The organism is Roseovarius confluentis, from assembly GCF_002917925.1.
Taxonomy (GTDB): domain Bacteria; phylum Pseudomonadota; class Alphaproteobacteria; order Rhodobacterales; family Rhodobacteraceae; genus Roseovarius; species Roseovarius confluentis.
The window spans coordinates 49133-72707 of the sequence record NZ_PPFE01000014.1; the positions used below are offsets into that span (position 1 = coordinate 49133).

The window sequence follows — 23575 nt, forward strand, 5'->3', positions numbered from 1 at the left end:
ACTGATAATGCGTTGTTTATCTTGGGCACGGGGCCGGCCTTCCCGAAGGAGGACCGGCCCCGGCTGTTGCGTAAACCTTAGTCCGGCAGAGCGAACACGGTCAGCTGGCCACCCAGTGCAGTGTAGTCGCTGAGAGCGGCGTAGCCACCCACGGCGCCCAGACCGTCATTGGGGTTGGTCAGACCGGCCGCGAGACCGATGCCGGCCCAGCCACCGACGCCCGAGAGGACGGCGACATACTGTTTGCCTTCACGCTCGTAGGTCATCACGTTGCCGATGATGCCCGAGGGTGTGCGGAACTTGTAGAGTTCCTCACCCGTGGAGGTGTCGACCGCCTTCAGGTAGCCCTCGAGCGTACCGTAGAAGGTGATGCCACCGGCGGTGGTCAGAGCACCGGACCAGACCGAGAACTGCTCGGGGTTGGACCACTTGATTTCGCCGTTGATGTTATCCCAGGCGATGAAGTTGCCCATGCCGCCATGGCTATCCGGGGCAGGGTACATCGACAGGGTCGCGCCCACATAGGGCTGACCTGCGGTGTAGCTGACGCGGAACGGTTCGTAGTCCATGCAGACGTGGTTGGTCGGGACCAGGAACAGCTGGGTTTCCGGGTCATAGGCCGCGGGCTGTTGGTCCTTGGTGCCAAGCGCCGCCGGGCAGATGCCGGTGGAGTTGACGTCTTCGCCGTTCTGCTCGGTGGAGTATTGCGCCACCACTTCGGGACGACCGTAGGTGTCGGAGTCGGGGTCCATGTCGACGCCGGAGGTCCAGTTCACGACCGGGTCGTACTTTTCGGCGACCAGAAGTTCACCCGACACACGGTCCATCGTGTAGGCCAGACCGTTACGGTCGAAGTGGGTCAGAAGCTTGCGCTCCTCGCCGTCAATTTCCTGCTCCGTGAGGATCATTTCGTTGACGCCGTCGTAATCCCACTCGTCATGCGGGGTCATCTGGTAGAACCACTTGGCCTCGCCCGTGTCGATGTCGCGGGCCATGACGGTCATGGACCAGCGGTTGTCGCCGGGACGCTGCGAGGGGTTCCACGTCGACGGGTTGCCGGTGCCGTAGTACATCAGGTTCTCTTCGAGATCCGCCGAGTACCAGCCCCAGGTGGTGCCGCCGCCGATTTGCCACTGGTCGCCTTCCCAGGTGTTGGTGCCGGAGTTTTCACCGACAGGCTCACCCAGGTGGGTCGTGTTCTCGGGGTCCACGAGGATGTCCTCGTCAGGGCCCATCGAGTAGGCGCGCCAGGCTTGGCTGCCGTCCGACATGTTGTAGGCGGTCACGTGACCACGCACGCCGAACTCACCGCCCGAGATGCCGACGATGACCTTGTCCTTGACCGGAAGAACGGTCGCGGTGTTGGTCTCGCCGATGGACGGGTCGCCGTTGACGACTTCCCATTCGACCGAACCGTCGTCGGCATTGAGAGCCACGACCTTGGTGTCGGCCTGGTGCAGGAAGATCTTGCCGTCGGCATAGGCCACACCGCGGTTCACGGTGTCACAGCACATCACCGGAATGACGTCCGGATCCTGCTTGGGCTCGTACTTCCACTTGATCTTGCCTTCGTCGGCCAGGTCGAGCGCGTAGACGATGTTCGGGAAGGGCGTGTGGACATACATGGTGTCGCCCACGACGAGCGGCGAGCCTTCGTGACCGCGCAGAACGCCGGTCGAGAAGGTCCACGCGACCTGCAGGTCACCCACGTTTTCCTTGTTGATCGTATCCAGCTTGGAATGGCGCTGGTTCTTGTAGTCGCCCGTCTGGATCGCCCATTGGCTGGGGTCGTCCATCTGCGTGACAAGGTCGTCATTGGCGACGGCCATGCCAGCGCAGAGCGCCAGACCCGAAGTTAAAAGCATAAGCTTCTTCATTGTAGTCCTCCCATGAAAGCAGCGGTCTTCCGCCGCATTGGAATGGCCGATTTATCGACCGTTAAAGCGGGGGTCCCAAGCTCTCTCCTTCGAGGAGCCCCCGCGTCTCGGACGTGCCGCGTTATTCGCCGGTCGAGGCGAGGTACGCGATCACGTTCATTCTTTCTTCTTCCTTGCGCAGACCGGCGAAGGCCATCTTGGTGCCCTTGGCATAGTCGCGCGGTTTTTCGAGGAAGGCCGCCAGTTCTTCCGGCGTCCACTCCTTGCCCTCGGCGCCCATCTCGGCGAGCACGTCGGAATAGTCGAAATCTTCATTCGCCGCGACGGGTGAGCCGACGATGCCGGTCAGCACCGGGCCGACCTTGTTCTTGGCGCCTTCGCCCACGGCGTGGCAGGCCATGCATTTGCGGAACACTTTTTCACCGGCTTCGGCGTCGCCTTCGACGTCTTGCGCAAAGCCCAGTGCGGGCGTGGTGGCCAGGATGCTGGCGGCGAGGATGGTACGAATGGTCAAGTTGATGTCTCCCTAGTCAACAGTGTCAGTACACACATCATTGCAGCAGGCGTTCGGCGTGCCACGAAACATGGTCGGCAGCGAAGGTCTGCACGAAAAAGTAAGAGTGGTCATAGCCCGGTTGGATCCGGATCTGGCCCGGCTGGCGGCGTTTGGCCATCGTGTCGGCCAGCGCCTCGGGTTTCAGCAGGTCGAGGAACTGGTCGCTCGATCCCTGGTCGATCAGCACGTCGCCTTTCCAGCCGTGTTCTTCCAGCAGCAGCGTGGAATCGTGTTGCGCCCAGGTGCTTTCGTCGTCGCCCAGATAGGCACTGAGCTGCTTGCGCCCCCAATCCGAGCGGGTCGGATTGGCGATGGGCGCGAAGGCCGAGAGCGACTCGAACTTGTCGGGGTTGCGCATGGCGATGGTCATGGCACCGTGCCCACCCATGGAGTGCCCGGTGATACCGTGACGGTCCTGCACCGGTTGGGTTTCCATGATGATCGAGTAGAGCTCGTTCACGATGTAGTCGTACATGCGGTAATGCTGCCGCCACGGGTCGCAGGTGGCGTTGACGTAAAAGCCAGCCCCCTGGCCCAGATCATACGCCTCGTCATCCGCCACGTTCTCGCCCCGGGGCGAGGTGTCGGGGAACACCAGCGCGATGCCTTCCCGCGCTGCGTGTTCCTGGAAACCGCCCTTGGTCATGGCGTTTTCGTGGTTGCAGGTCAGGCCCGAAAGGTACCAAAGCACCGGAACCGGGCCATCCTTGGCCTGCGGAGGCTGGTAGACAGCGTAGGTCATCTCGCAGGCACATGTGTTGGAACTGTGCTTGTAGACGATCTGTTCGCCGCCGAAGCTCCTGTTCTGAGAGACGACCTCGTGGGACAAATCAGAACTCCACCACGGCGCGGATCGATTTGCCTTCGTGCATCAGTTCGAACCCGTGGTTGATCTCGTCAAGCGTCAGCTTGTGAGTGATCATGGGGTCGATCTCGATCTTGCCGTCCATGTACCAGTCGACGAATTTCGGAACGTCGGTGCGGCCCTTGGCGCCGCCGAACGCGGTGCCTTTCCAGACCCGACCGGTGACCAGCTGGAAGGGACGGGTGGAGATCTCGGCGCCCGCGGGGGCCACGCCGATGATGACCGAGCAGCCCCAGCCGCGGTGCGAGCATTCCAGCGCGTCGCGCATCACCTTCACGTTGCCGGTGGCATCAAAGGAATAGTCCACGCCGCCGATCTGATCATTGCCCCGCTTGGTCATGTTCACGATCTCCTGGACCGTGTTGTCGACCTTGGTGGGGTTCACGAAATGGGTCATGCCGAACTTCTTGGCCATCTCGGCCTTGTCGTCGTTCAGGTCGACGCCGATGATCATGTCACAGCCCGCCATGCGCAGGCCCTGGATCACGTTGAGGCCGATGCCGCCGAGACCGAACACCGCGGCGGTCGAGCCGATTTCGACGCCGGCGGTGTTGATCACCGCGCCGATGCCGGTGGTCACGCCGCAGCCGATATAGCAGATCTTGTCGAAGGGCGCGTCGTCGCGCACCTTGGCCAGCGCGATTTCGGGCATGACCGTGTGGTTGGCGAAGGTCGAGCAGCCCATGTAATGGTGGATGGGCGTACCATCCAGCATCTTGAACCGCGTGGTGCCGTCGGGCATCAGGCCCTGGCCCTGGGTATTGCGGATCGCCGTGCAGAGATTCGTCTTGCCCGAGAGGCAGGACGCGCATTCACGGCATTCGGGCGTGTAAAGCGGGATCACGTGATCGCCGGGCTTGAGCGTGGTGACGCCTTCGCCGACTTCCATCACCACGCCGGCGCCCTCGTGGCCCAGGATGGCGGGGAAGATGCCTTCGGGGTCGTCGCCCGAGCGGGTAAATTCGTCGGTGTGACAAAGGCCAGTGGCCTTGATTTCCACCAGAACCTCGCCGGCCTTGGGGCCTTCGAGTTCGACTTCCATAATTTCCAGTGGTTTGCCGGCCTCGAGGGCCACGGCAGCTTTAGTGCGCATGATAGTGTATTTCCTCCCGTTCGCGCCGCAGACAGGCACGTGATTCAAAGCTATGGTAGGGGGCGGCAATGCCGCGGCACAATTAGTACCTTGGTTGGTATTCCATTGTGAACCCTTGCCGGGGATGGATGGGCGTGTTCCCATGGGACCAAGGGAGGATCGTATGAGGACGTTTGTTTTAACGGCATTTGCCGGCTTTTTGGGCGCCGCCGCCCCGGCAATGGCGGAAGATTTCTCGGATCCGACATGGCCTTGCGTGCAGCGCAAGGTCGAAACCTTGTCGCTGGGGCTGATGTGGCCCATCGCGTTGCCGGAAGACGAGGTCGAGGATCCGGCGCTGGCGGCGGGAATCAGGGACCTTGCAGGCACTTTGGCCGTGCGGCGGCTGGAGATGGACACGCTGCGGCAGGCGGCCGAAGAGTTTACGGATCGCTGGCCCGAGGACACGGAAGCCAACCTTGGCCGGGCCTTCGCGCAGACATTCAAGTCGCTCAACACGCGACGGTCGCAGATCATCAACGGAATCGCGGATTTCTCTCTGGGGCAGATCGCACTGGCCGAGAAGATCGACGAGATGCGGCTGGAGATGGACACGGCGCTGGAAGCGGAGAACCCGGATTTTGACCGCGTCGATGAATTGGAGGAAAAGCTGGATTGGGACCAGGTGATCTATTCCGACCGGCAGCAGTCGATCACGTATCTTTGCGAGACGCCGCAGCTGATTGAAAAGCGGCTCTTTGCCATCGCGCAGATGCTGCAGGGCGTGGCGAAGGAAAAGGAATAGGCGCTATTCCCACTCCAATTCGGTGAAGGCGACGGTGGCGTTGCGCGGGTTGTAGGCCTCGAAAAGCTGCCACTTGTCCGCCTCGCTTTCCGCGATCGTGGTGACGGCCTCGCCCAGACGGGTGCCTCTTGCAATGGCCGCGCGGGTGTCGTCGCGCAGGGTTTCCAGATAGCGGCGTTGGTCCTCGGCGCCTTGCGGCCAGTCCAGAACCGGGCCGCCATGCCCCGGGACGATGCGGCTGACCTCCCACTTTTGCAGTTGGTCCAGAACGTCGAGCCACCCGAGGACGCTGCCATCGAGCGCGGGGGTGTGCGTGTGAAAGACGAGGTCGCCGGTAAAGAGCGTGCCGGTCGCTTCGTCCAGCACCGTAAGGTCATTGCCGGTATGGGCCACCGGCCATGCGTGAAGGGTAAGGGTGCGCCCGCCTAGGTCGATCTGCATGGGCGTATCGGGCGGCACGGTGATGTCGGGCTTTGGCGCGGTCGAGCCTATGAAGGTGGGACCGATCAGGCGCGTCAGGCTTTCCGCGTAATTGGCCTGCCTGTCGGCGAGCGCGCGAGGCAGTGCGGCGTGGGAGGCAACCTGTGCCGCGGTGGTGCTGAAGGCATCTGTGCCCAGCACGTGATCGGGGTGCATGTGGGTCAGGATCACATGGCTGACGGGCTTGTCGGTCTGTTGGCGGATGGCGCGCCAGAGCGTCTCGCCGATCCAGCGGGCAGAGCCGGTGTCGATCACGGCGACGCTGTCTTGGCCGACGATAAAGCCGAGATTCGCGACGTCACCGCGATTGTCCGTGTCTGGTTCTTCGATCCGCCCCAAATGGGCGAAAACGCCTTGTGCGATCTCGGTCATCTCGAGCGCCGGGCCAACGGGGGCACAGCGTGGTTCTTCGTATGCCTTTGAAAGTTCGGGCAGTTGCGCCTCGCACTCGGCCTGTGTGGGAGCCTCGTAATTCGCCAGAAGCATGTCGCGGCAGGCCGGTTCGCCCCCCTCAGAGGCAAGCGCAATACAGGCTGTGACGACGACCTCGAACATGGCCGGATCTTGCCACACGCGATTGTGAGGTCCATGCCCCATTTCGTATAAGTGGATTTTGCCGCTGTTTCGTGGCATAAAGCGGGCGCACTGCGGGAGGAGACCGTATGAGACATGCAATCGCATCCGTTCTGGCGCTGGGTCTTGCGGCCTCGCCTGTGTGGGCTGAGGAGGCGGTCAATAACCCCTTGACCGAAAGCCCGACCTGGCAGGATTTGCGCTATGACGTGCTGGGCGAGGCCACGCTGGAGGAGGCGCAGGGCCCGCTCAGCGTTGAGGCGCCGTACCGTGCCCATGACGCGGCGACCGTGCCGGTGCACCTGAAACAAACCGATCCGGAGGCGCAGATCAAGTCGGCCATCGTAGTGATTGACGAGAACCCCGCGCCGGTGGCAGGGGAGTTCACGTTCGGGTCCGGTATGGGGCAGCTCGATTTCGAGATGCGTGTTCGGGTGAACCAATATTCCAACGTACGGGTGATTACCGAGACCGAGGATGGCCTCTATATGACCGGGCGGTTCGTCAAGGCATCTGGCGGCTGTTCGGCCCCGGCCTCGAAGGATCCCGAGCAGGCGCTGGCGGACATGGGCCGGATGAAGCTGCGGAGCTTTGGTGAGACGGCGGCGGTATCGACGCCGCGGCGCGAGGCGCAGATCATGATCCGGCATCCGAATTATTCGGGGCTTCAGCGGGATCAGATTACGCAACTGTTCATCCCGGCGCATTTCATCGACACGATCGAGGTGCGGCAGGGTGACGAAATGCTCTTCTCGATGACGGGCGGGATTTCGATCTCGGAAAACCCGTCATTTCGGTTTTTCTACAATGACAACGGATCGACCGACTTGACTGTGAAGGCCATGGATACCGAGGGTAACGTGTTCGAAAGCACCTTGCCGAAATCGCTGGACGGCTGACCAAGGCTTGACCTTCATGATGCAAAACGCGCGTGCCGGAATGCCGGCACGCGCGTTTTTTTGTCATCTACGGCGAGGGCGCTATCAGGCAGCGATCGTCATGTCCGACTTTTTTCCATTCTTAGACGCCTTGCCGAAGAACGTGTCGTGGAGCGCCTTGATCGCCGGATCGCGGTCTTCGCGTTCCAGGATGAACTGCGTATCGACGTGTCGCGGGCCTTGGGTGGCTCCCAGCGAGGCCATGCCGTTGTCGTCCAGTGCCTGCAGGCCACGCTGCAGCGTGCTGAGCCCATCGAGATCGCGGCCGATAACGGAGACCAGTGCAAGCTTGCGATTGCGGATCTCGGACTGCGGATATTTCTCCGCCAGATCGTCGGCTACCTTTCGCATGGCTTTGACTGAAGCGTCGACATAGTGCGTGATGGTGTTGGCGTTGGATGCCTTCGACACGATGCGCACGTCATGACGCGTCAGGGCGTCCAGAATCGCGGCGTCGTAGCCTTTGACGCCGACCATGTCCTGTTCGAACACTTCCAGCGCGATGATGTCGAGGCCGGTGACCATCTCGACCGCCGGGGTTTCGGCGGGTTGATCGTCAATGACCGTGCCGGGCTCTTCGGGCTCGAATGCGTTGGTAACGCGCAAGGGCACGCCGGCCTGGCGCAGGGTCTTGGCGGCAGAGGGGTGGATCGCTTCCATCCCGAGGTTCGCCATCTGGTCGGCCACGTCATAGTTGGTGTGCCCCAGGGTGCGCACGTTCTCGGCGCCGACCAGCTTGGGATCGGCGGAGGAAAGGTGGAACTCCTTGTGGATAATCGCCTCGCGGGCGCCTGTGAGGGCCGCCATCTGCGAGAACGTGACCTCGGAATAGCCGCGGTCGAATTCCTTCATCAAGCCCTCGCGGCACTGGGCGTAGCCGGTGACGATGGGCATCTCGGTGGCCGGGTCGACGCTGGCCATGGCGTTGTTGATGCGCTCGTCCAGATTCACTTCGCCATCTTCGCGCCAGCCTGTCAGGTCTACCGCGCGGGCGTTGACACCGGCCCGTTTCAGCACCAGTGCGGCCACGTGCGCGCTGTGCGCTTCGCCAAGGCCCGAAAGCAATTCGCGGATATGCATCAGGTGCGCGTTCAGCCGGAAATGACCGTAGGAGCACAGGCGCTGCAGGTCGATCAGACAGTTGCGCGCGCCTTCGATACGCTCATTGACGAAGGCGGTTGCCTGGGCGATGTCGCCCGGGTGCTCCAGCACGTCTTCATGCGCCTTGATCATGGCGCGGCAGGCCCGTGTCAGTGCATCGTGCCAGCCGTGATCGTCTTCGGCGTCCGCGAAAGCGGCATAGGCTCCATCCTCGCCCGATTTCTTGTGCTCCAGCAGCATGTCTGTGATGCCACCGAAGGCCGAAACGACGAAGATGCGTCCGTATTGCGGCTCTCCGTCCTTGATGAACAGCGTATCACGCAGTTCGTGCAGGCGGGACATGGACGTCCCGCCGATTTTTTCCACTGTGTGGGTCATTGGTTCACGCCTCGGCGGCTTCGGGCGCCGCGTAAGAGCCATCTTCGCGATGGACCTCGTTGCCGGTGACCGGCGGGTTGAAGCAGCAGGCCATGACCAGCTCTTCGGTGGCGCGCAGGATGTGGCGGTCATGCTTGTCCAAGGCATACATGACGCCGGGCTTGATCTCGTGGGTTTCGCCGGTGGCGATGTCGGTGATCGAGCCGGTGCCTTGCATGCAATAGACGCTCTCGAAGTGGTTCTTGTATTCGAACGTATGTTCGGAACCGGCCTCAAGGAAGGTGATGTGGAACGAAAAGCCCATGTTGTCATCGGCCAGCAGCATCCGCACGCTTGTCCAGTTGGCGTCCGAAACGACGCGGTCTTTTTCGTTCTCGGTGATCTTGTTGAAGTCTCTGACGATCATTTCGGTTACTCCGCAGCGATGTTGTGGCCTTCGACGCAGGTCGAGGCAGCTTTTTCCAGGATATCGAGGCCCTTTTCGAACAGCTCGACCGGGATGGTCAGCGGCGCGAGTACCTTGACGACTTCGTCGAAGCTGCCCGAGGTCTCGATGATGAGACCGTTGCGGAACGCTTCGCCGCATATCTGCTCGGCCAGCTCGCCCGAGCCGACATCCACGCCGCGCATCATGCCGCGGCCCTTGAGCCTGGCGCCCGGCACCATGTCCGCGATGCGTTGAAGGCGCGTCTCGAGGATCTTGGCCTTTTCGGCGATCTCGTTCTTGAAGGTGTCGTCCGACCAGAACTTCTCAAGCGCGACGCGCGCGGTGACGAAGGCATGCGTGTTGCCCCGGAACGTGCCGTTGTGTTCGGCCGGTTTCCAGATGTCGAGTTCGCGGCGGATCAGCAGCGCGGCGAAGGGCAGGCCGAAGCCGGACAGCGATTTCGCCAGCGGGATCATGTCGGGCTGCACGTCCATGTCGTCGAAGCTGAAAAAGCTACCCGCGCGGCCGATGCCGGCCTGGATATCGTCGACGATCAAAAGAATTTCGTGCTTCTTGGCGAGACGGCCAAGACGTTCGACCCACTCCTTGGAGGCGGCGTTGAGACCGCCTTCGCCCTGAACCAGTTCAACCAGGAAAGCCGCGGGGGCGTCGATGCCTGACGACGGGTTGTCGAGCATCATTTCCATCTGTGCGATCGTGTCGACGTCGTCGCCGAACGCGCCTTCGTAGGGCATCCGGTTCACATCGGGAAGCGACACGCCCCCCGCGCCACCACGTTTCCCGGCATTGCCGGTCGCTGCCAATGCGCCCATGGTCATGCCGTGGAAGCCGTTGGTGAAGGCGATGATGTCGCGGCGGCCGGTGACCTTGCGCGCGAGTTTCAGCGCGGACTCGACGGCGTTTGTGCCGGTCGGACCTGTCATCATGATTTTGTGGTCCATGCCACGCGGCTCAAGGATCAATTTCTCGAAGGTCTCAAGGAACTGCGCCTTGGTATCGGACATCATGTCGAGCCCGTGGGCGATACCGTCATTCGAGATGTGCTCGAGCAGGGCCGCCTTCATGTCGGGGTCGTTGTGACCGTAGTTCAGTGAAGAACAGCCGGCCAGAAAGTCGATATAAGTGCGACCGTCCACATCGGTCATCTCGGCGCCGGATGCGGAGGTGAATACGGTGTCGAACCCGCGGCAGTAGCTGCGGGCCTCGGATTCACGACGTTCAAATACAGGTTTATGGGAGGTGTTCGTAGACATACGACCTCTCTTTCAGTGTCAGAATTTGAGGGGAGTTGGGGAGGTGGCCCCGTTTCAGGCCACCTTTGCCAGCTCTTCAGCCAGCGGAATCGTCACGAGGTTCTCCGTCTTGCTTTGGCCGTTGAAGTGCTCGTCTTTCTCATAATACGCCTCAGCATCGAGATCGGTTCCACACTCTTCGGCAAATTTCCGGAATAGTGCCCAGGACGCGTCGTTGTCCGACGTGATCGTCGTCTGGATCTTGTTGACGTCCGCGCACGCCTCGCGCTGCAATGCTTCTTTCAGCATCAGTGAGCCAAGGCCCATACCGCGCGCATCCTCAGATACCGCGACCTGCCAGATGAACAGCGTTTCGGGGTCGCTCGGAATCACGTGACCGGAGACCCAGCCAACGGGCTTGCCTTCGATTTCGGCCAGAACGCAAGTGTCCGAAAAGTGATCGCACTGAATCAGGTTGCAGTACATCGAGTTCTCGTCGAGCGGCTTGCATTCGCGCACGAGCTCCCAGATTTCCGAGCCGTCCGTCGGTTCAGGCTCGCGAAGGGTCGGAACGATTTCTTTTGCAAGGTCGCGGGGCATGTTTGTATCTCCGATTTGCTTTGGCTTACTAAGTAGCATCGGTGTGGTGGTACTTCAAGTGACTAAGTATATTTTTTGTTAGGCTTACTAATTTTCCAAAAAAACCCTTATTTTTAGTGGTGAAATGCTTTGCTTATAGCAGTGATTTCAGTACTGTCTGGTTAAGAACCCTAATTAAAGGGGGCTTCACAAACCAATTTAGAGTGTATATGTTTAGCTATTCTAACGAAACGCTAAAGGTAGGAATGGACCGCATCGATACCTCTTTAGTCGCACTCAGACGCATTCTTCGCGCGACCGATCTGTTCGGTCGCGAGGTTAAGCAGTCCGCCGGGGTTACCCCCGCGCAGTTCCGGGTTTTGCAGATCATAGGCGAGACCGGACAGGCAACGGCGACCGCGATATCATCGCGAATGCGTGTCACACAGGCGACCGTGACCTCGCTGGTGGACAAGCTGGTGAACGAGGGCATGGTGCTGCGTGAAAAATCCCAACGGGATCGGCGTCAGACCAACATTCACCTGACCGCAAAGGGGCGTGATACGCTGGCCAAGGCGCCAGATCCCCTGCAACAGCGCTTCGTGCGCAAATTTTCGGTCATGGAAGATTGGGAGCAGGCGATGCTCGTGTCGAGCCTTGAACGTGTGGCGGCGATGCTGGACGCGGACGAACTTGATGCCGCGCCGGTGCTGGATTCAGGCGACTTCAAGCAACTTGGTGACGGCTGAGGCGCGACACGTCACTTGACCACTCTGGCCACATTGGGTGTCAGACGTGGTCTATGCTTTGCCAGATTTGCTCGATCTGGGTGCCGAGCATCATTGGGTCCACCGGCTTCGTTATCACGGCGACGGCACCTTTTTCACGCAATTGTTTTGAAAAGGAATCCTCGGCCTTCGCGGTCAGGAAAACGGTGGGTATGTCCGCCAGTCCCGGCGTGGCGGTAATCGCGTGCCAGACATCCTCGCCCGACATGTCGGGCATCATCACATCCAGCAAGAGCATCTGTGGATTGACCCCGGCCGCGGCCTCGACCGCGTCCTGGCCGGTTGCAAACTGGTGCACGTCAAAGGACCCGACAATTTCAAGCGCCATCTTTATGATCACGCGAATATCGTCGTCGTCATCGACATGAAGGATCGTTTGCAAAGGTTGCCGCATCACGCCTGTCTCGCTTTTGGGGGCGTTGGGAAAGGTCACTACGTGAGCCATGTCTAACTCGCCGCCACAGTTGCAGTGTCACGCGAATCTGTACAGAGGACAAGGTGGGAGGGCACACGAAATTGGAACGTACTGCCTTGGCCCACCTCGGATTTGAAAGCGACTGTATAGTCGAGGCGCTGGGCAATGGCCGACACGATGGCGAGACCGAGGCCGGTGCCGGGCCGCTTGGTTCCGTCGCCGGCGCGCGCTTGCGAAAATGGCTTGAACAACATCCGGTTCTGGTCTTCCGAGATGCCGGGGCCCTGGTCGGTCACGGAAATGACGATGCCGTCCTCGGTCCCGGAAATGCCTATGCGCACGCTGGCGCCTTTCGGCGAATACTTGATCGCATTGGAAGCAAAATTGGTGACGATCTGGGCGATACGCTCGGGGTTGCCCATCACCACGGCGTTCTGCAAATCGCTTTCGATATCGAGCCGGACGTCGTTTTCAAGCGCCGCGCCGGCGATCAGTTCGACGGTATCGTTGACGCATTCGACGATGTCCATCTCGCTGCTCGAAAAGTCCATCTTGTTGCTGTTTATCTTCTCGAGATCGAGAATGTCGTTGACGATCGACAGAAGGCGGTCGGTGTTCCGGGCAGCAATGTCGATCACGCTTTGGGTGTTGGAATCCAGTTCGGACACCGCGCCGGCCTTCAGCAGGCGCAGCGCGCCGTGGATCGAAGTGAGCGGCGTTCGCAATTCGTGGCTGACCGTCGAGACTGTCTGCACCTTTTCCGCCTGCGAGCTTTTGCGGGTCGAGATGTCGCGCAGGACGGAGACGAAGAAATCGCCCTCGTCGGGGGTGCGCAAAAGGCGCGTGGAGACTTCGATTGGGCCGGTATGGTGAACGAGTTCGAGTGTGATCGCATCCTGCTCACCGAGCAGAAGGGGGGCGGCAGCACGTGAAAAGGACTTGGTGTCGAATGTCGCGGAGGTGTCGCTGATGCATTTCGCGCGAGCCTCGTCCAGGGTCCAGCCGTGGCGGGCGCAGGCGGCGGCATTCATGTACCTTATGCGGAGTGTGTCAGTGGCATAGACGTAGACGCCGTCCTGGAGGGTCTCGAGTACCTTTTCGAGAAACGGCAGATCGGTCAGGCCGTTACTGTCGATCCCGGTCTCGGCGGGCCCGGATCCTTTGGCGTTACATTCTTGAGCGTGTGCATTTTGTTGCATTGATGCCCTTTCGTGCCGTGCTGAATGCCGACAGTAAAACAGTGAATGGAGGACGTGGTCTTGTTTGGGCTGGAAAAAGGAAAACTTTAGGCAATTGGCAGGACAACTGGTCTGACCTGACGGGTCAGGCGGCCAGTTCCAGTTTCTGAGATTTGATGGGAAGGGTGATAATGAATGAGCTGCCGTGTCCCAACTCGCTTTCGACCGAGATGGACCCACCGTGAAGTTCCACGAGTTCGCGGGTGATGGCCAAACCCAACCCAGTGCCGGAGTTGCGCCGGGTGACAGAGGTGTCGACTTGCACGAACTGATCGAAGATTTGGTCCAGCTGGTCGGCGGGTATCCCACAGCCGGTGTCGCACACTGTGATCCGTACATGGGTATCGTCACTGTCCGATGACAGGTGGACCCCGCCGGTTTCGGTGAACTTGATCGCGTTGCCGACGACGTTGATCAGGGACTGTCGCAGGCGCTTGGCGTCGGCGGCGATGGGAAGGGGGGCGACATCCGAGGTCAGCGAAATGCCCTTTTCGGCGGCCTTGATCCCGAGATTCGAAGTGACGGACTTGACCATGTCCTTGAGATCGAGCGGCTCAATGCGAAGGTCGACGGTTTCGGCCTCGAGCTTGGCGCGGTCGAGCACGTCGTTGATCAGGCCAAGAAGGTGATCGCTGGAGCTGGTGATGCGGCCCGACATACCGGCCACGTCGTTGCGCAGCAAGTCGAGCGCGCGGTTGCATTCGGCCTCGCCCGCGCCTGTGCGCAGGGCCTGTTTGAGTGCCTTGAAGCCGGGCAGGATTTCGATGTTTTCCAGGAAGCGGGCATAACCGATGACCGAGGTAAGCGGCGTGCGCAATTCGTGGCTTATGATGTTGAGGAAGTTGTTCTTGGCGCGGTTGGCCGCCTCGGCGCGTTCGCGCGACTGCTTGAGTTCGGTAATGTCCACACGGAACCCCACTGTGTTGCCATCCGGCGAACGGGCTTCGGCCACCTTGAGCCAGCGACCATCGCCCAGTTTCTGCTCGATCGGTTCGGTGGGGTTGAAATGCTTGGCAAGCCGTTCTTTCAGCCACGCATCCTCGCGACCGATGGCGTCCTTGTACTGGCCGTTCCTGAGCCCCTCGCGCAGAATGTTCTCAAAGGTGTTGCCCGGGAATATCGCGTTGCGCGAGAGGTCATAGTAAGACAGGTATTTTTCATTCGCGAAGACCAGGCGGTCTTGCTGGTCGAAAAGCGCGAAACCGTCGTCGATGGAGTTGATGGCCGAGCGCAGCTGGCCTTCGGCGATGCGTTTGGAGCGGTACATCGACCAGAGCGCCAAGAACATCGCTCCAAGGGCCGAGCTGCCCAGTAAGCTCAGCACCCAGACATAGTGTTCCATCCGATGCTGTTCGGGCCAGCCCAAAGACGGCACAAGACCGATTTGCCAGATGCTGCTGTCTGTCGGCACTTCGCGCAAGATTGGGTTGTCGTCAAAGATGCCTTTCGCGCCGTATTTCATTTTGCCTGGCGAAAGGTCCGAGGTCAGGCTGCGGATCGCGATGTCATGGGTCTCAATGCCGTGATCTTGATATATCTGGGTTATCAGTTGCTCGCGGTTGACAACGACCGAGATGATACCGGACGCGATGCGGGACTTATCTTCGCGAGACTTTGGGTAGTACGGGGTGCGCTGGATGAATGCTGTGCCCCCTTGAACGAGATTGACCGGGCCTTCCAAAGATGCCTTGCCCGTGCGCAGAGCGTCGCGCACGGCCATGAACTGCGTGGGTACCAAGCGATAGTCGAGGCCAATCGCCTTTTCGTTTCCGGCCATGGGGTAAACTTGCTCGATGACGTAACCGCGGGATCGTCCGACGAGCAGGATCTCAGGGGTCGTCCCGATCAGAGGTGCGACCAGGTCCTGATACTCCTGCTGCGTGAGGTCGGGCTTTTGTTCGATCGCGTAGCGGATCGCACGGGCGATCACGTCGACCTTGGTCAACTCGCGTTGCAAGGCGCCTGCGATGGCGTCGGCGTTCTTGCCCACGTCGTCCTTGGCCGCCTGCCGGGCCAGCTCCAGAAAGCGGGTATTGGCCTGGGTGGCGACGAGCGCGGTCGAGACCAGCACCGCGATGATCGTAAGGCCCACCGCGATCGGAAATTCGCGGAGTTTGAAAACCTTCTTCAGTCTTGCGGCATGGCTTGGCACTTCAAACCCCTTTTGTGCGCTAATTCTTGACTATGGAGTCTGCGGCGCCGGGCGCCGCGGGGTGCATCAGGTTTCGGTCAGGTGATCTTCCAGCAGGTCGAGGAAATCCTCGATCCGGCGGTCAAGTTCGGCCCGGTCTTTCGGCGAGAGCGCCCGGCCCTCGGCCCACCCAGCGTGCTCTTCCAGAGTGCGGGCGCGGGTCGAGACCTCGTCCAGACCAAGGCTTCCGGCGACGCCGCAGATGCGGTGCGCTTCGAATTTCAGGGTGTCGAGCGCCGTATCGCTGGCCGAGGCAAACGCCAGTCGGGCCGTCTCGATCCGGCAGATACGCTCGTCGAGCCCGGCGCAGAAATCGCGGCGCATCACGGCAAGAGCCTGTTCCATCTTGGAGCGGGTCGCGTCATTTTCCGGCAAGGTGCGGCGGACGGGCGCGGTCATGCGATGGCCTGCAGGTTGTGCGCGGCACGGGTGCCTTCAGACCCCCGCGCGGCAGCGCGCGCGCGCGCGATCAGGGTGGTCGGGCAGTGAGTCCGAAACAGCCCGGTGCGCACGGGTGCGCCGGTTTCCAGCTGCGGCAGGGTCATGTCGATGGCCGAGAAGCGCAGGCGAAGAGCTTCGAGCTCGTGCGCGAGGTTCTCCTTGATCTGATCGATATCGACATGCGCCCGGTCGACCAGCAGGGCCACGATATCGCCGTTGCCGGGGCAGGTAAGCATGTGTGGAAAGGCCGACAGCGCCCGCGACACGGCCTGTGCCATGTCGCCGATCAGAACGGCGTAATAGGTGGGGTCCATCTTCTGGAAATAGCGGTCCGCCTGCTGCAGGCTGAAGCCGATCGCCGAGGACTGGCGAAGGCGGATATTGCCTTGCTTGAGAAGAAAGTTCTCCATCGACATCACGCTGACGGCGCCGGGCACGTCGTCGAGGATGATCTCGCCGCCGAATTCGGCGGAGGGGAAGAGGATGGCTTCCTGCTTGAGCACGTGTTCGTGGAGCAGGCGGGCCTGGGCGCGTTCGGCTTGAATGTTGCGGGCCATCTCGAGACGGATCTTCAATTCGACCATTTCGAGCGGCTTGGTGATGTAGTCGTTCGCGCCGGCCATGAAGGCGGCGTCGATCGACGCCTTGTCGGTCAGGGCCGAGAGCATCACGATGGGCGTTGCCTGATGATGCGGGATGGCGCGCAGTCTACGGACCAGTTCGATACCATCCATCGGCATCATGCGAATGTCGACGATGAAGCATTCGACCGGGTTGGTCCGGGCCGCCGCGATATCCAGCGCCTCGGGGCCGGTGAAAGCGGTTTCGACGTTTTGATATCCAAGCTGTTCAAGCCGTGCTCTGAGAAGATCGCAGAAAATCGGCTCGTCATCTATCGCAAGTATACGCATTGTCACTCATTCCTGATCAGTTTTCTGCTCGCGTTCTGATTGTTCATAACCAATTCGGGCAAAAGTTTGTCGCGTTCACGGAGAAAGATGATTTTTCTTAAACTTTTCGCGTTTAAGTGTCGCGGAGGCCGCACCTGTTCCCTGGCTCAGGTGCCGGGCGTATCGCCGGCGGCGACGAGGGCGATTTCGCCGGTCCAGTTGCGTCGCAGATGGGTCGCCGCTTGCCAGGCGCGCAGGCCGGAGCGGCAGGCAAAGACGGTCCGGACGCCGACGGGCGGGGTGAGGCCGGGGCCGTTTCTGAACGCCTCGAGTCCGATACGCCGCGCGTGGGGGCAGACCGGCGCGGGCGATTCATCCGGGGGGCGCAACTCGACCACGAGATCGCTTGCTGTGATCTGGTCGGCGGCGATGAAACGCAGGTCGGCAACGGGCTCGGGCGCCGCATCGAAGCGAAAGCTGCTGCTCCGATAGGTCTGCATGTCGACCGTCACGACTTGGCCCAGGGGCGAGGGCACTTGACCGGTCAGACAGGCCAGAGCCATCTGCGCTTGCGCCGCACCGATCATGCCGACGACCGGGCCCATGACGCCCGCCGTGGCACAGCTGGCAGCACGGTCGGGCAGGTCGGGGAAGATGGCGCGCAACGAGGGCGCAGTGCCGCAGAACCCGCCCGCATAGCCCGATACGCCCAAGACCGAGGCGCTGATGAGCGGCACGCCCGCGGCGAGGCAGGTGTCGGACAGGATATAGCTGACCGCGAAACTGTCGGCGCAATCCAGCACAAGTGTCGCCTGCGCCACAAGGTCGGACACGTTGACCGGATCGAGCGGGGCGAAGACGGTGTCGATGTTACAGTCGGTGTTGAGGCGGCGCAGGGTGCCGGCGGCTGCCTCGACCTTGGGACGGTCGATATCAGTCTCGCGAAAGAGCGTCTGGCGGTGCAGGTTCGTGAGCGAAACCGTATCGCCATCAACCAGCGTCAGCCTCCCCACGCCGGCACCGGCCAGGTATTGCAGGACAGGCGCGCCCAGCCCGCCAGCGCCGACCACCAGCACATGCGCCGCCTCCAATGCGGCCTGTCCGGCCTCACCCATCCCGGGCAGGCAGGTCTGGCGGGCGTAGCGGTTCATCTTGTCGCCGCCAGCCATTCGCGCACCCGCGTCTCGGGGCTGTCGTTGAGGGTGATATCGGTGACCGCCGCCACAACGTCGGCGCCGGCGGCAAAGGCGCCGGGCGCGCGGTCGACGGACATGCCGCCGATGGCGATCAGGGGCAGGTCGCCGATCAGGCCGCGCCATTGTGTCAGACGGTCGAGGCCCTGTTCGTGCCACCTCATCTTTTTCAGGATCGTGGGATAGATCGGGCCGAGCGCGATATAGTCGGGCTTTAATGCCAGGGCACGGTTGAGCTCGGTCTTGTCATGGGTGCTTATGCCAAGGCGCAGGCCGGCCTCGCGGATGGCGGAAATGTCAGCAGTATCAAGGTCTTCCTGCCCGAGGTGAATGTAGGCGCAGCCGGTTTCGATGGCTTCGCTCCAATGGTCGTTGACGATGAGCGTGCAGCCATGGGCGTCGCAGACCGCCTTGGACCGCAGGATATGGTCGCGCAGGGTATCGGGTGCGGCATCCTTTACGCGCAGTTGCACCAGCTTGATGCCAAGAGGCACGAGGCGTTCGATCCAGTCGGCGCTGTCGAATATGGGATAGAACGGGTCGAGCCTCATTCGAGGAAGGCCTTGCCGATCACGGGGGTCGAGGGGGCGGCCATGTCGCGCGGCTCCATCGGGTCGGCGGATTGGGCGAGTTTCCCGGCCTTGAGGGCAAGAGCGAAGGCTTCGGCCATCGCCGCCGGGTCGCCCGCCTTGGCCACGGCGGTGTTGAGGAGGATGGCGTCATAGCCCAGCTCCATCGCGGTCGTTGCCTGCGAGGGCAGACCCAGACCTGCGTCGATCACCAGCGGCACGTCGGGGAAATGCGCCCGCAGCGCGCGCAGGCCGAAGATGTTGTTCAGGCCCAGACCCGAGCCGATGGGCGAGCCCCAGGGCATCAGCACTTCGCAACCGGCGTCGAGCAGGCGGTCCGCCACGACGAGATCCTCGGTGGTGTAGGGAAAAACCTGGAAGCCGTCCTCGGTCAGGATGCGCGCGGCCTCGACCAGGCCGAACACATCGGGTTGCAGGGTGTCTTCCTCGCCGATGACCTCCAGCTTGATCCAGGGCGTGTCGAACACCTCGCGCGCCATGTGTGCGGTGGTCACGGCTTCCTTGACGCTGTGGCAGCCAGCGGTGTTGGGCAGGATATGCACGCCGAGATCGCGGATCAGGTTCCAGAAATCCTGGCCTGCGCGGTCCTGCCCGCTTTCGCGGCGCAGGGACACGGTGGCGACGCTGGCACCGCTGCGCCGGAACGCCTCGGCCAGGATGGCGGGTGAGGGGTATTGCGCGGTGCCCAGCATGAAGCCGTTGGCAAGCGTGGTGCCGTAAAAGTCGCGCATGGCTCAGCCGCCCTGCATGGGGGCCAGCACTTCGATGCTGTCGCCCTCGGCAAGCGCGTGGTCGGCGCGCAAAGGCGCGGGCACGAACGTGCCGTTGACGGCTGTCGCCACCTTGGCCTCGCCGTAGCCCCGGGCCGTAAGAAGGTCGGCCAAGGTGGCGACCTCGGCGTCCACGGATGTGCCGTTAAGCTGCAATCTCATCGGAAACCTCCGGTGTCTTGTCGTGAAGGATCAGGTCCGCGACCATGCGCGCGAGGGCGGGCGCTAGCAGGAAGCCGTGGCGGTAAAGCCCGTTGGCGCGGATCAGGTTGCCGTCGCGGCGGATGCGGGGCAGGTTGTCGGGAAAGGCCGGGCGGCTGTCGACGCCGATCTCGACCACTTCGGCCTCGCCGAAGGCCGGGTTTAGCGCGTAGGCCGTGCTGAGCAGTTCCAGCATGGCGCGGGCGGTGACGTGGCGCCCGGCGCGGCCCTCGACCATCGTGGCACCCAGCATGAACATCCCGTCGCCGCGCGGCACGATGTAGATCGGCACGCGGGGGTGCAGTACGCGGATCGGACGCGACAGGGTCACGTCGGGGCAGGAGAGGATCAGCATCTCGCCCTTCACGCCGCGCAGATCGGGCAGGGCGTCGCGCGCGGCAAAGCCGCGGCAGTCAACCGTCAGGCCCTGTGTCGCAAGGGCGTCGGGATCGGCTTCTTGTTGCCGGAAGGTGGCACCGTCGGCGATCAGACTGTCGCGAAGCGCGTCCAGTGCCGCGCGGGGGGCAAGATGCGCCTCATTCTCGAAATGAAGCCCGCGGGTGAAGCGGGTGCCGAGGTCGGGTTCCATCTCGGTGATCTGGGGGCCGGTAAGGGGGCGGTGGCCGGTCGTCAGGCGGGCAAAGCGCGCAAGGTCGGCGCGGTCGCGCCCGGGCGAGACCACGAGAGAGCCGCGCCGCTGGACGCAGTCTGTCTGCGCGGCCCACCAATCGGCGGCCTCGGCCCCAAGGCGCACGACCGGCTCCTCGGCGCTTTCGCCTTCACAGTTGGGGGCGAGCATGCCGCCGGCCCACCATGAGCAGGCGTGCGAGCCGGGTGTGGCGTGGCGATCTACCAGCGTCACCTCGGCGCCGCGATCGAGAAGCGTGCGGGCCACGCAGAGACCGGCGACACCGGCCCCTATGACGGTCACCGCGGTCATGCGGACCCCGAAAGGCTGGGTGTTTTCGAAAGCCGATTCACTGGTGCGTCTCCATGTCTTGGGGCGTACCAACGTAAGAATGAGCCTGTGCCTTGGTTGCACACTCTACCCGTTCCCTACGCCGGTATTGCCCGGATCAGGTTCGACGGGTCGGTGCGCGCACCTCTCAGCCCTGTTGGGCCCCCCGACGGATGAATTCATGGCCCCCGCATATGGTGCTGCTTGGGGCGTCGTGTTGGCCCATTGATAGATCAGCTGTGCGGCTGCTGCAACGGGTGATGCCGAAACTGGCGAAGTCCGGCAGGCGGTGGGCCTGATGCGTTGGCATTGGCAGGTGGCACTGTGCCGCCGCCGGGTTGGCTGATTTTCGCGCCCCGCCTTGACCTTTTGTCGGTCGCACGCCTTATTCTGCGAAAGGTTTCATGGAGGATGATGTCGTGAAAGGCGCACGCGGTACATTGAATTGTCGAGGCCGGGCCATGATTTCGGTCTGCGCGGTGCTGCTGTTTTCGGCAGGCAGCGCGACGGGACAGACGCAAGGCACCGAGCCGCTGCCGGAGCCGCCAGCGACGACCACCACGCCGCTGGATGAGCCGGTGGTGGACGGGCAAGGGAGTGACGGGAGCGGCGTGACAGGCTCCGATGCGGATCGCGCCGACCCCGCCGCCGGTGCGGCGGATGGCGAGGACCGTGAACCAACGGCCCAAGTGCCGCCGAGAGATGTATTGCCAGAGCCGGTGACGCCCCAGGCAGACTCCGCCCAGACCGACGCCTCGCCGGGGAACGACATGCCCGAGGCGGCACCGCCGCTTCGGGAGCAGATCGCCGCCTGCTTCCAAGCCACTTCGGAGACCCAGAGCGACGAAGACGTTACCATAAGCTTCGTTCTGGACAGTGCGGGGCTGCTGGTGGGAATACCCCGGCATGTGGGCGACGAGGCGCAGTCGGCAGTCCAGCGGCGGCTGTTTCTGGATGCCGCCGTGGCTCTGGAAGAGTGCGCGCCCTATTCGGTAAGCGGGACCGAAACCACCTATGAGGCCACGTTTTCGACCACGACGGTGGGCGAGATCACCATCGTGGCGTCCGAACCGCTCGCGACGGAGCCGGAGGACCTTGGGACGGCGCGGGTGGCCCCCTCGGCACTCGCCACCGAAGAGAAAGAGGCCGCGCTGGAGCTGTCGCGCAGCGAACGGCAAGAAATCCAGAACCGGTTGCGCCTGGTCGCGCATGATCCGGGCGGGGCTGACGGCGTGTTCGGCCCGAACACCCGCACGGCTATCTCTTCGTGGCAGACGGAACAGGGCTTTCCGGCCAGCGGATATCTCGACGACCTGCAAATCACCGCCCTGCGCGATCAAAGCGAGACCGAGTACCAGGCATATCTGCAAAGCCAGCCGAAGCCAGAGCCCGAGCGCAATGGCGAGCGCGTGCGGGTATGCAAGCGTGGCGTGTTCGGCGTGCTTTACGATTGCCGGTTTGTCTGGCGTTGAGCGTCTTGATCAATCGGAGACTCTGAGCGCTGGGCACAAGCTGTCACGCGGGCCGGGGTGCTGGGCAGATAACGACGGATGGGCAGCCATTCGCGGGAACCGATCCAAGGCATCGACGTTGTATCTGCGATACAAGAAGGTCGAAGATGCATCACAGACAATACGCGAGACTTCCTGAACCGGGACCGTGCCCCGGACCCGGTGGTGCGGTCGGCAGATTCGTCAGCGGGCAAGACCCGTCGGGAACGCGCGCGACATGAAGCGCCCTACCGAGTCACAGACATTCCATCCTTTGACCGACGTGATATCCCGAATTCGCTCGGTGGCTGACCAGCCCGAGGTGTCGGTCGGCAGGATCCTGGAGGCCGCAGGTCAGGCCGGGGTGCTGCCCCTGATCTTCGTGCCGGCGCTTATCGCGGCGACGCCGCTTTCAGGGATACCGGGTGTGTCGATGGTGTGCGGCGTGCTGATCGCGCTTTTCTCTGCCGAGTTGATCCTGGGGATGAAGGAATTTTATCTGCCGGACCGGTTGAAGCGTAAGACCATAGACGGCAACAAGCTTGACCATGCGATGGCGCGGATCACACCGATGATGGAGTGGGTCGAGCGCCATACTGGCCAACGCCTGTCATTCCTGTTTCACCGCCCGCTGCTTTGGGTGCCGCAGGGGATCTGCCTGCTGAGCGGGATGGCAATGCCGTTTCTTGAGTTCATTCCGTTCTCGGGATCGATCGCGGCCACGGGCGTTTGCCTGCTGGTGATGGCGATGCTGACCCGCGACGGCGTGGTGTTCCTGTTTGCGATGCTGCCCTATGCGGTCGGCGCGTGGCTTTTGGTCCGGTTCCTGCTGTGAGGTGGCCGACCGTTCTGCTGGTTGTCAGCCTTCAGATATTTTAGGGTCAGGTGGTGTCGTGAGCTAAGAGATTGTCTGGCGCATGAACTGCAAGAGCAGTCCAACAAGCTATCGCCCTGTTCTGGACAGCATCGACGTGCCGGTACTGGTTTAGCACGGCACCGCCAGTCCCGAGTGCCCGCCAGATGATGGCAACGCGCTCGCAGCTTGTATCGACGGCGCGCGCCTGAAGCTGTGGGAACGTGTGGGGCATGGGCCGATGGTCGAGTGTCCGGCTGTCTCTTCCGAAACTCTCAAGGCCTTCGCAGCCGCATGTATGGCAGAGAAAAAGCATGAGCGTCTTGCGAGGCGGGGATGTCTTGCGACAAGTCGGGAACCACCGTATCTATAAGGTATAGGTGATATACCATCCGCCGACCGTAATAGGACGGCCAGAAACGGGCAGTAAATGGTCAACGAAGCACAGACAGGTACCGCGCGCGCGGCGTCCCGAACTCGCAAGGCCGACGACATGACCCTGACCGACCGTGCCTACGAGATGATTGAGACACGGATTGTGGCGCTGGACCTGGAGCCGGGGCAGGTGCTGTCTGAATCGCAACTGGTCGAGGAACTGGGCATAGGCCGCACCCCTGTGCGCGAGGCGTTGCAGCGGCTGGCGGCCGAGGGTC

25 protein-coding genes and 1 riboswitch are annotated in these 23575 nt (G+C 62.2%); of the genes, 6 read left to right on the plus strand and 19 right to left on the minus strand.

Annotated elements, in window-relative coordinates:
* Nucleotides 1–77: 77 nt before the first annotated feature.
* The 4 genes from C2I35_RS20685 to C2I35_RS20700 all read right to left on the minus strand — a co-directional run bounded on the left by C2I35_RS20685 (nucleotide 78) and on the right by C2I35_RS20700 (nucleotide 4391).
* Nucleotides 78–1877, minus strand: a complete 1800-nt coding sequence (locus C2I35_RS20685) for a methanol/ethanol family PQQ-dependent dehydrogenase (protein ID WP_103764935.1) — start codon at nucleotides 1875–1877, stop codon at nucleotides 78–80.
* Nucleotides 1878–1998: 121 nt separating this feature from the next.
* Complete coding sequence (locus C2I35_RS20690; RefSeq protein ID WP_371931651.1) at nucleotides 1999–2391, minus strand: c-type cytochrome; 393 nt, start codon at nucleotides 2389–2391, stop codon at nucleotides 1999–2001.
* A 37-nt stretch (nucleotides 2392–2428) separates the two neighbouring features.
* Complete coding sequence (gene fghA, locus C2I35_RS20695; RefSeq protein WP_103764936.1) at nucleotides 2429–3262, minus strand: S-formylglutathione hydrolase; 834 nt, start codon at nucleotides 3260–3262, stop codon at nucleotides 2429–2431.
* Between the two features lies 1 nt (nucleotide 3263).
* A complete protein-coding gene (locus tag C2I35_RS20700) occupies nucleotides 3264–4391 on the minus strand; it encodes an S-(hydroxymethyl)glutathione dehydrogenase/class III alcohol dehydrogenase (RefSeq protein ID WP_103764937.1) in 1128 nt (375 codons plus the stop codon).
* A 163-nt stretch (nucleotides 4392–4554) separates the two neighbouring features.
* On the opposite strand from C2I35_RS20700, the gene C2I35_RS20705 reads away from it, so the two are divergent.
* Nucleotides 4555–5175, plus strand: a complete 621-nt coding sequence (locus tag C2I35_RS20705; protein WP_103764938.1) for a hypothetical protein — start codon at nucleotides 4555–4557, stop codon at nucleotides 5173–5175.
* 3 nt (nucleotides 5176–5178) lie between these two features.
* Here the strand turns inward: C2I35_RS20705 and C2I35_RS20710 are convergent, their stop codons facing one another.
* Nucleotides 5179–6210 carry a quinoprotein relay system zinc metallohydrolase 2 gene (locus tag C2I35_RS20710; protein WP_103764939.1) on the minus strand — a complete coding sequence of 344 codons (1032 nt, stop codon included), beginning with the start codon at nucleotides 6208–6210 and terminating at the stop codon, nucleotides 5179–5181.
* Nucleotides 6211–6317: 107 nt separating this feature from the next.
* Between C2I35_RS20710 and C2I35_RS20715 the strand changes: the two genes are divergently transcribed.
* Nucleotides 6318–7127, plus strand: a complete 810-nt coding sequence (locus C2I35_RS20715) for a quinoprotein dehydrogenase-associated SoxYZ-like carrier (RefSeq protein WP_103764940.1) — start codon at nucleotides 6318–6320, stop codon at nucleotides 7125–7127.
* 84 nt (nucleotides 7128–7211) lie between these two features.
* Here the strand turns inward: C2I35_RS20715 and C2I35_RS20720 are convergent, their stop codons facing one another.
* The 4 genes from C2I35_RS20720 to ectA are packed head-to-tail and all read right to left on the minus strand — an operon-like array spanning nucleotide 7212 to nucleotide 10925.
* Complete coding sequence (locus C2I35_RS20720; protein ID WP_103764941.1) at nucleotides 7212–8645, minus strand: aspartate kinase; 1434 nt, start codon at nucleotides 8643–8645, stop codon at nucleotides 7212–7214.
* A 4-nt stretch (nucleotides 8646–8649) separates the two neighbouring features.
* On the minus strand, nucleotides 8650–9051 hold the full coding sequence (locus C2I35_RS20725) for an ectoine synthase (RefSeq protein ID WP_103764942.1): 402 nt from the start codon (nucleotides 9049–9051) through the stop codon (nucleotides 8650–8652).
* A gap of 5 nt (nucleotides 9052–9056) precedes the next feature.
* On the minus strand, nucleotides 9057–10346 hold the full coding sequence (gene ectB, locus C2I35_RS20730) for a diaminobutyrate--2-oxoglutarate transaminase (RefSeq protein ID WP_103764943.1): 1290 nt from the start codon (nucleotides 10344–10346) through the stop codon (nucleotides 9057–9059).
* 54 nt (nucleotides 10347–10400) lie between these two features.
* Nucleotides 10401–10925 (minus strand): diaminobutyrate acetyltransferase, encoded by a 525-nt coding sequence (gene ectA, locus C2I35_RS20735; RefSeq protein ID WP_103764944.1) that lies wholly within the window; start codon nucleotides 10923–10925, stop codon nucleotides 10401–10403.
* A gap of 245 nt (nucleotides 10926–11170) precedes the next feature.
* Here ectA and C2I35_RS20740 point away from each other — a divergent pair, with 245 nt between their 5' ends.
* Nucleotides 11171–11653: a MarR family winged helix-turn-helix transcriptional regulator gene (locus tag C2I35_RS20740; protein WP_103764945.1), complete on the plus strand. Its 483-nt coding sequence runs from the start codon at nucleotides 11171–11173 to the stop codon at nucleotides 11651–11653.
* A 40-nt stretch (nucleotides 11654–11693) separates the two neighbouring features.
* Here C2I35_RS20740 and C2I35_RS20745 read toward each other — a convergent pair whose 3' ends face one another.
* The 10 genes from C2I35_RS20745 to C2I35_RS20790 form a co-directional block, all read right to left on the minus strand.
* Nucleotides 11694–12137, minus strand: coding sequence for a response regulator (locus C2I35_RS20745; protein ID WP_245890578.1), 444 nt, complete (start codon nucleotides 12135–12137; stop codon nucleotides 11694–11696).
* 2 nt (nucleotides 12138–12139) lie between these two features.
* A complete protein-coding gene (locus C2I35_RS20750) occupies nucleotides 12140–13306 on the minus strand; it encodes a PAS domain-containing sensor histidine kinase (RefSeq protein WP_103764946.1) in 1167 nt (388 codons plus the stop codon).
* 124 nt (nucleotides 13307–13430) lie between these two features.
* Entirely contained in the window at nucleotides 13431–15497 is a 2067-nt protein-coding gene (locus C2I35_RS20755) for an ATP-binding protein (protein WP_103764947.1), read from the minus strand.
* A gap of 66 nt (nucleotides 15498–15563) precedes the next feature.
* Nucleotides 15564–15935 carry an Hpt domain-containing protein gene (locus C2I35_RS20760; RefSeq protein WP_103764948.1) on the minus strand — a complete coding sequence of 124 codons (372 nt, stop codon included), beginning with the start codon at nucleotides 15933–15935 and terminating at the stop codon, nucleotides 15564–15566.
* Entirely contained in the window at nucleotides 15932–16888 is a 957-nt protein-coding gene (locus C2I35_RS20765) for a response regulator transcription factor (RefSeq protein ID WP_103764949.1), read from the minus strand. Before C2I35_RS20765 ends, C2I35_RS20760 begins: the two co-directional genes overlap by 4 nt.
* A 146-nt stretch (nucleotides 16889–17034) precedes the next feature.
* Nucleotides 17035–18036: a HesA/MoeB/ThiF family protein gene (locus tag C2I35_RS20770; RefSeq protein ID WP_103764950.1), complete on the minus strand. Its 1002-nt coding sequence runs from the start codon at nucleotides 18034–18036 to the stop codon at nucleotides 17035–17037.
* Nucleotides 18015–18611 carry a thiamine phosphate synthase gene (locus C2I35_RS20775; protein ID WP_103764951.1) on the minus strand — a complete coding sequence of 199 codons (597 nt, stop codon included), beginning with the start codon at nucleotides 18609–18611 and terminating at the stop codon, nucleotides 18015–18017. The genes C2I35_RS20770 and C2I35_RS20775 overlap by 22 nt, the downstream gene beginning before the upstream one ends.
* Complete coding sequence (locus C2I35_RS20780; RefSeq protein WP_103764952.1) at nucleotides 18608–19381, minus strand: thiazole synthase; 774 nt, start codon at nucleotides 19379–19381, stop codon at nucleotides 18608–18610. Before C2I35_RS20780 ends, C2I35_RS20775 begins: the two co-directional genes overlap by 4 nt.
* A gap of 3 nt (nucleotides 19382–19384) precedes the next feature.
* Entirely contained in the window at nucleotides 19385–19582 is a 198-nt protein-coding gene (thiS, locus tag C2I35_RS20785; protein ID WP_103764953.1) for a sulfur carrier protein ThiS, read from the minus strand.
* Complete coding sequence (locus C2I35_RS20790; RefSeq protein WP_103764954.1) at nucleotides 19566–20561, minus strand: FAD-dependent oxidoreductase; 996 nt, start codon at nucleotides 20559–20561, stop codon at nucleotides 19566–19568. Before C2I35_RS20790 ends, thiS begins: the two co-directional genes overlap by 17 nt.
* A 96-nt stretch (nucleotides 20562–20657) precedes the next feature.
* Nucleotides 20658–20758, minus strand: a riboswitch (TPP riboswitch).
* Between the two features lie 282 nt (nucleotides 20759–21040).
* Here C2I35_RS20790 and C2I35_RS20795 point away from each other — a divergent pair.
* From C2I35_RS20795 to C2I35_RS22765, 3 genes are all read left to right on the plus strand, one after another.
* Nucleotides 21041–22051, plus strand: a complete 1011-nt coding sequence (locus C2I35_RS20795) for a peptidoglycan-binding domain-containing protein (RefSeq protein ID WP_146050101.1) — start codon at nucleotides 21041–21043, stop codon at nucleotides 22049–22051.
* 256 nt (nucleotides 22052–22307) lie between these two features.
* A complete protein-coding gene (locus C2I35_RS20800; RefSeq protein WP_103764956.1) occupies nucleotides 22308–22904 on the plus strand; it encodes an exopolysaccharide biosynthesis protein in 597 nt (198 codons plus the stop codon).
* A gap of 511 nt (nucleotides 22905–23415) precedes the next feature.
* The coding region (locus tag C2I35_RS22765; RefSeq protein ID WP_425442953.1) for a GntR family transcriptional regulator at nucleotides 23416–23575 on the plus strand (160 nt) is incomplete at its 3' end.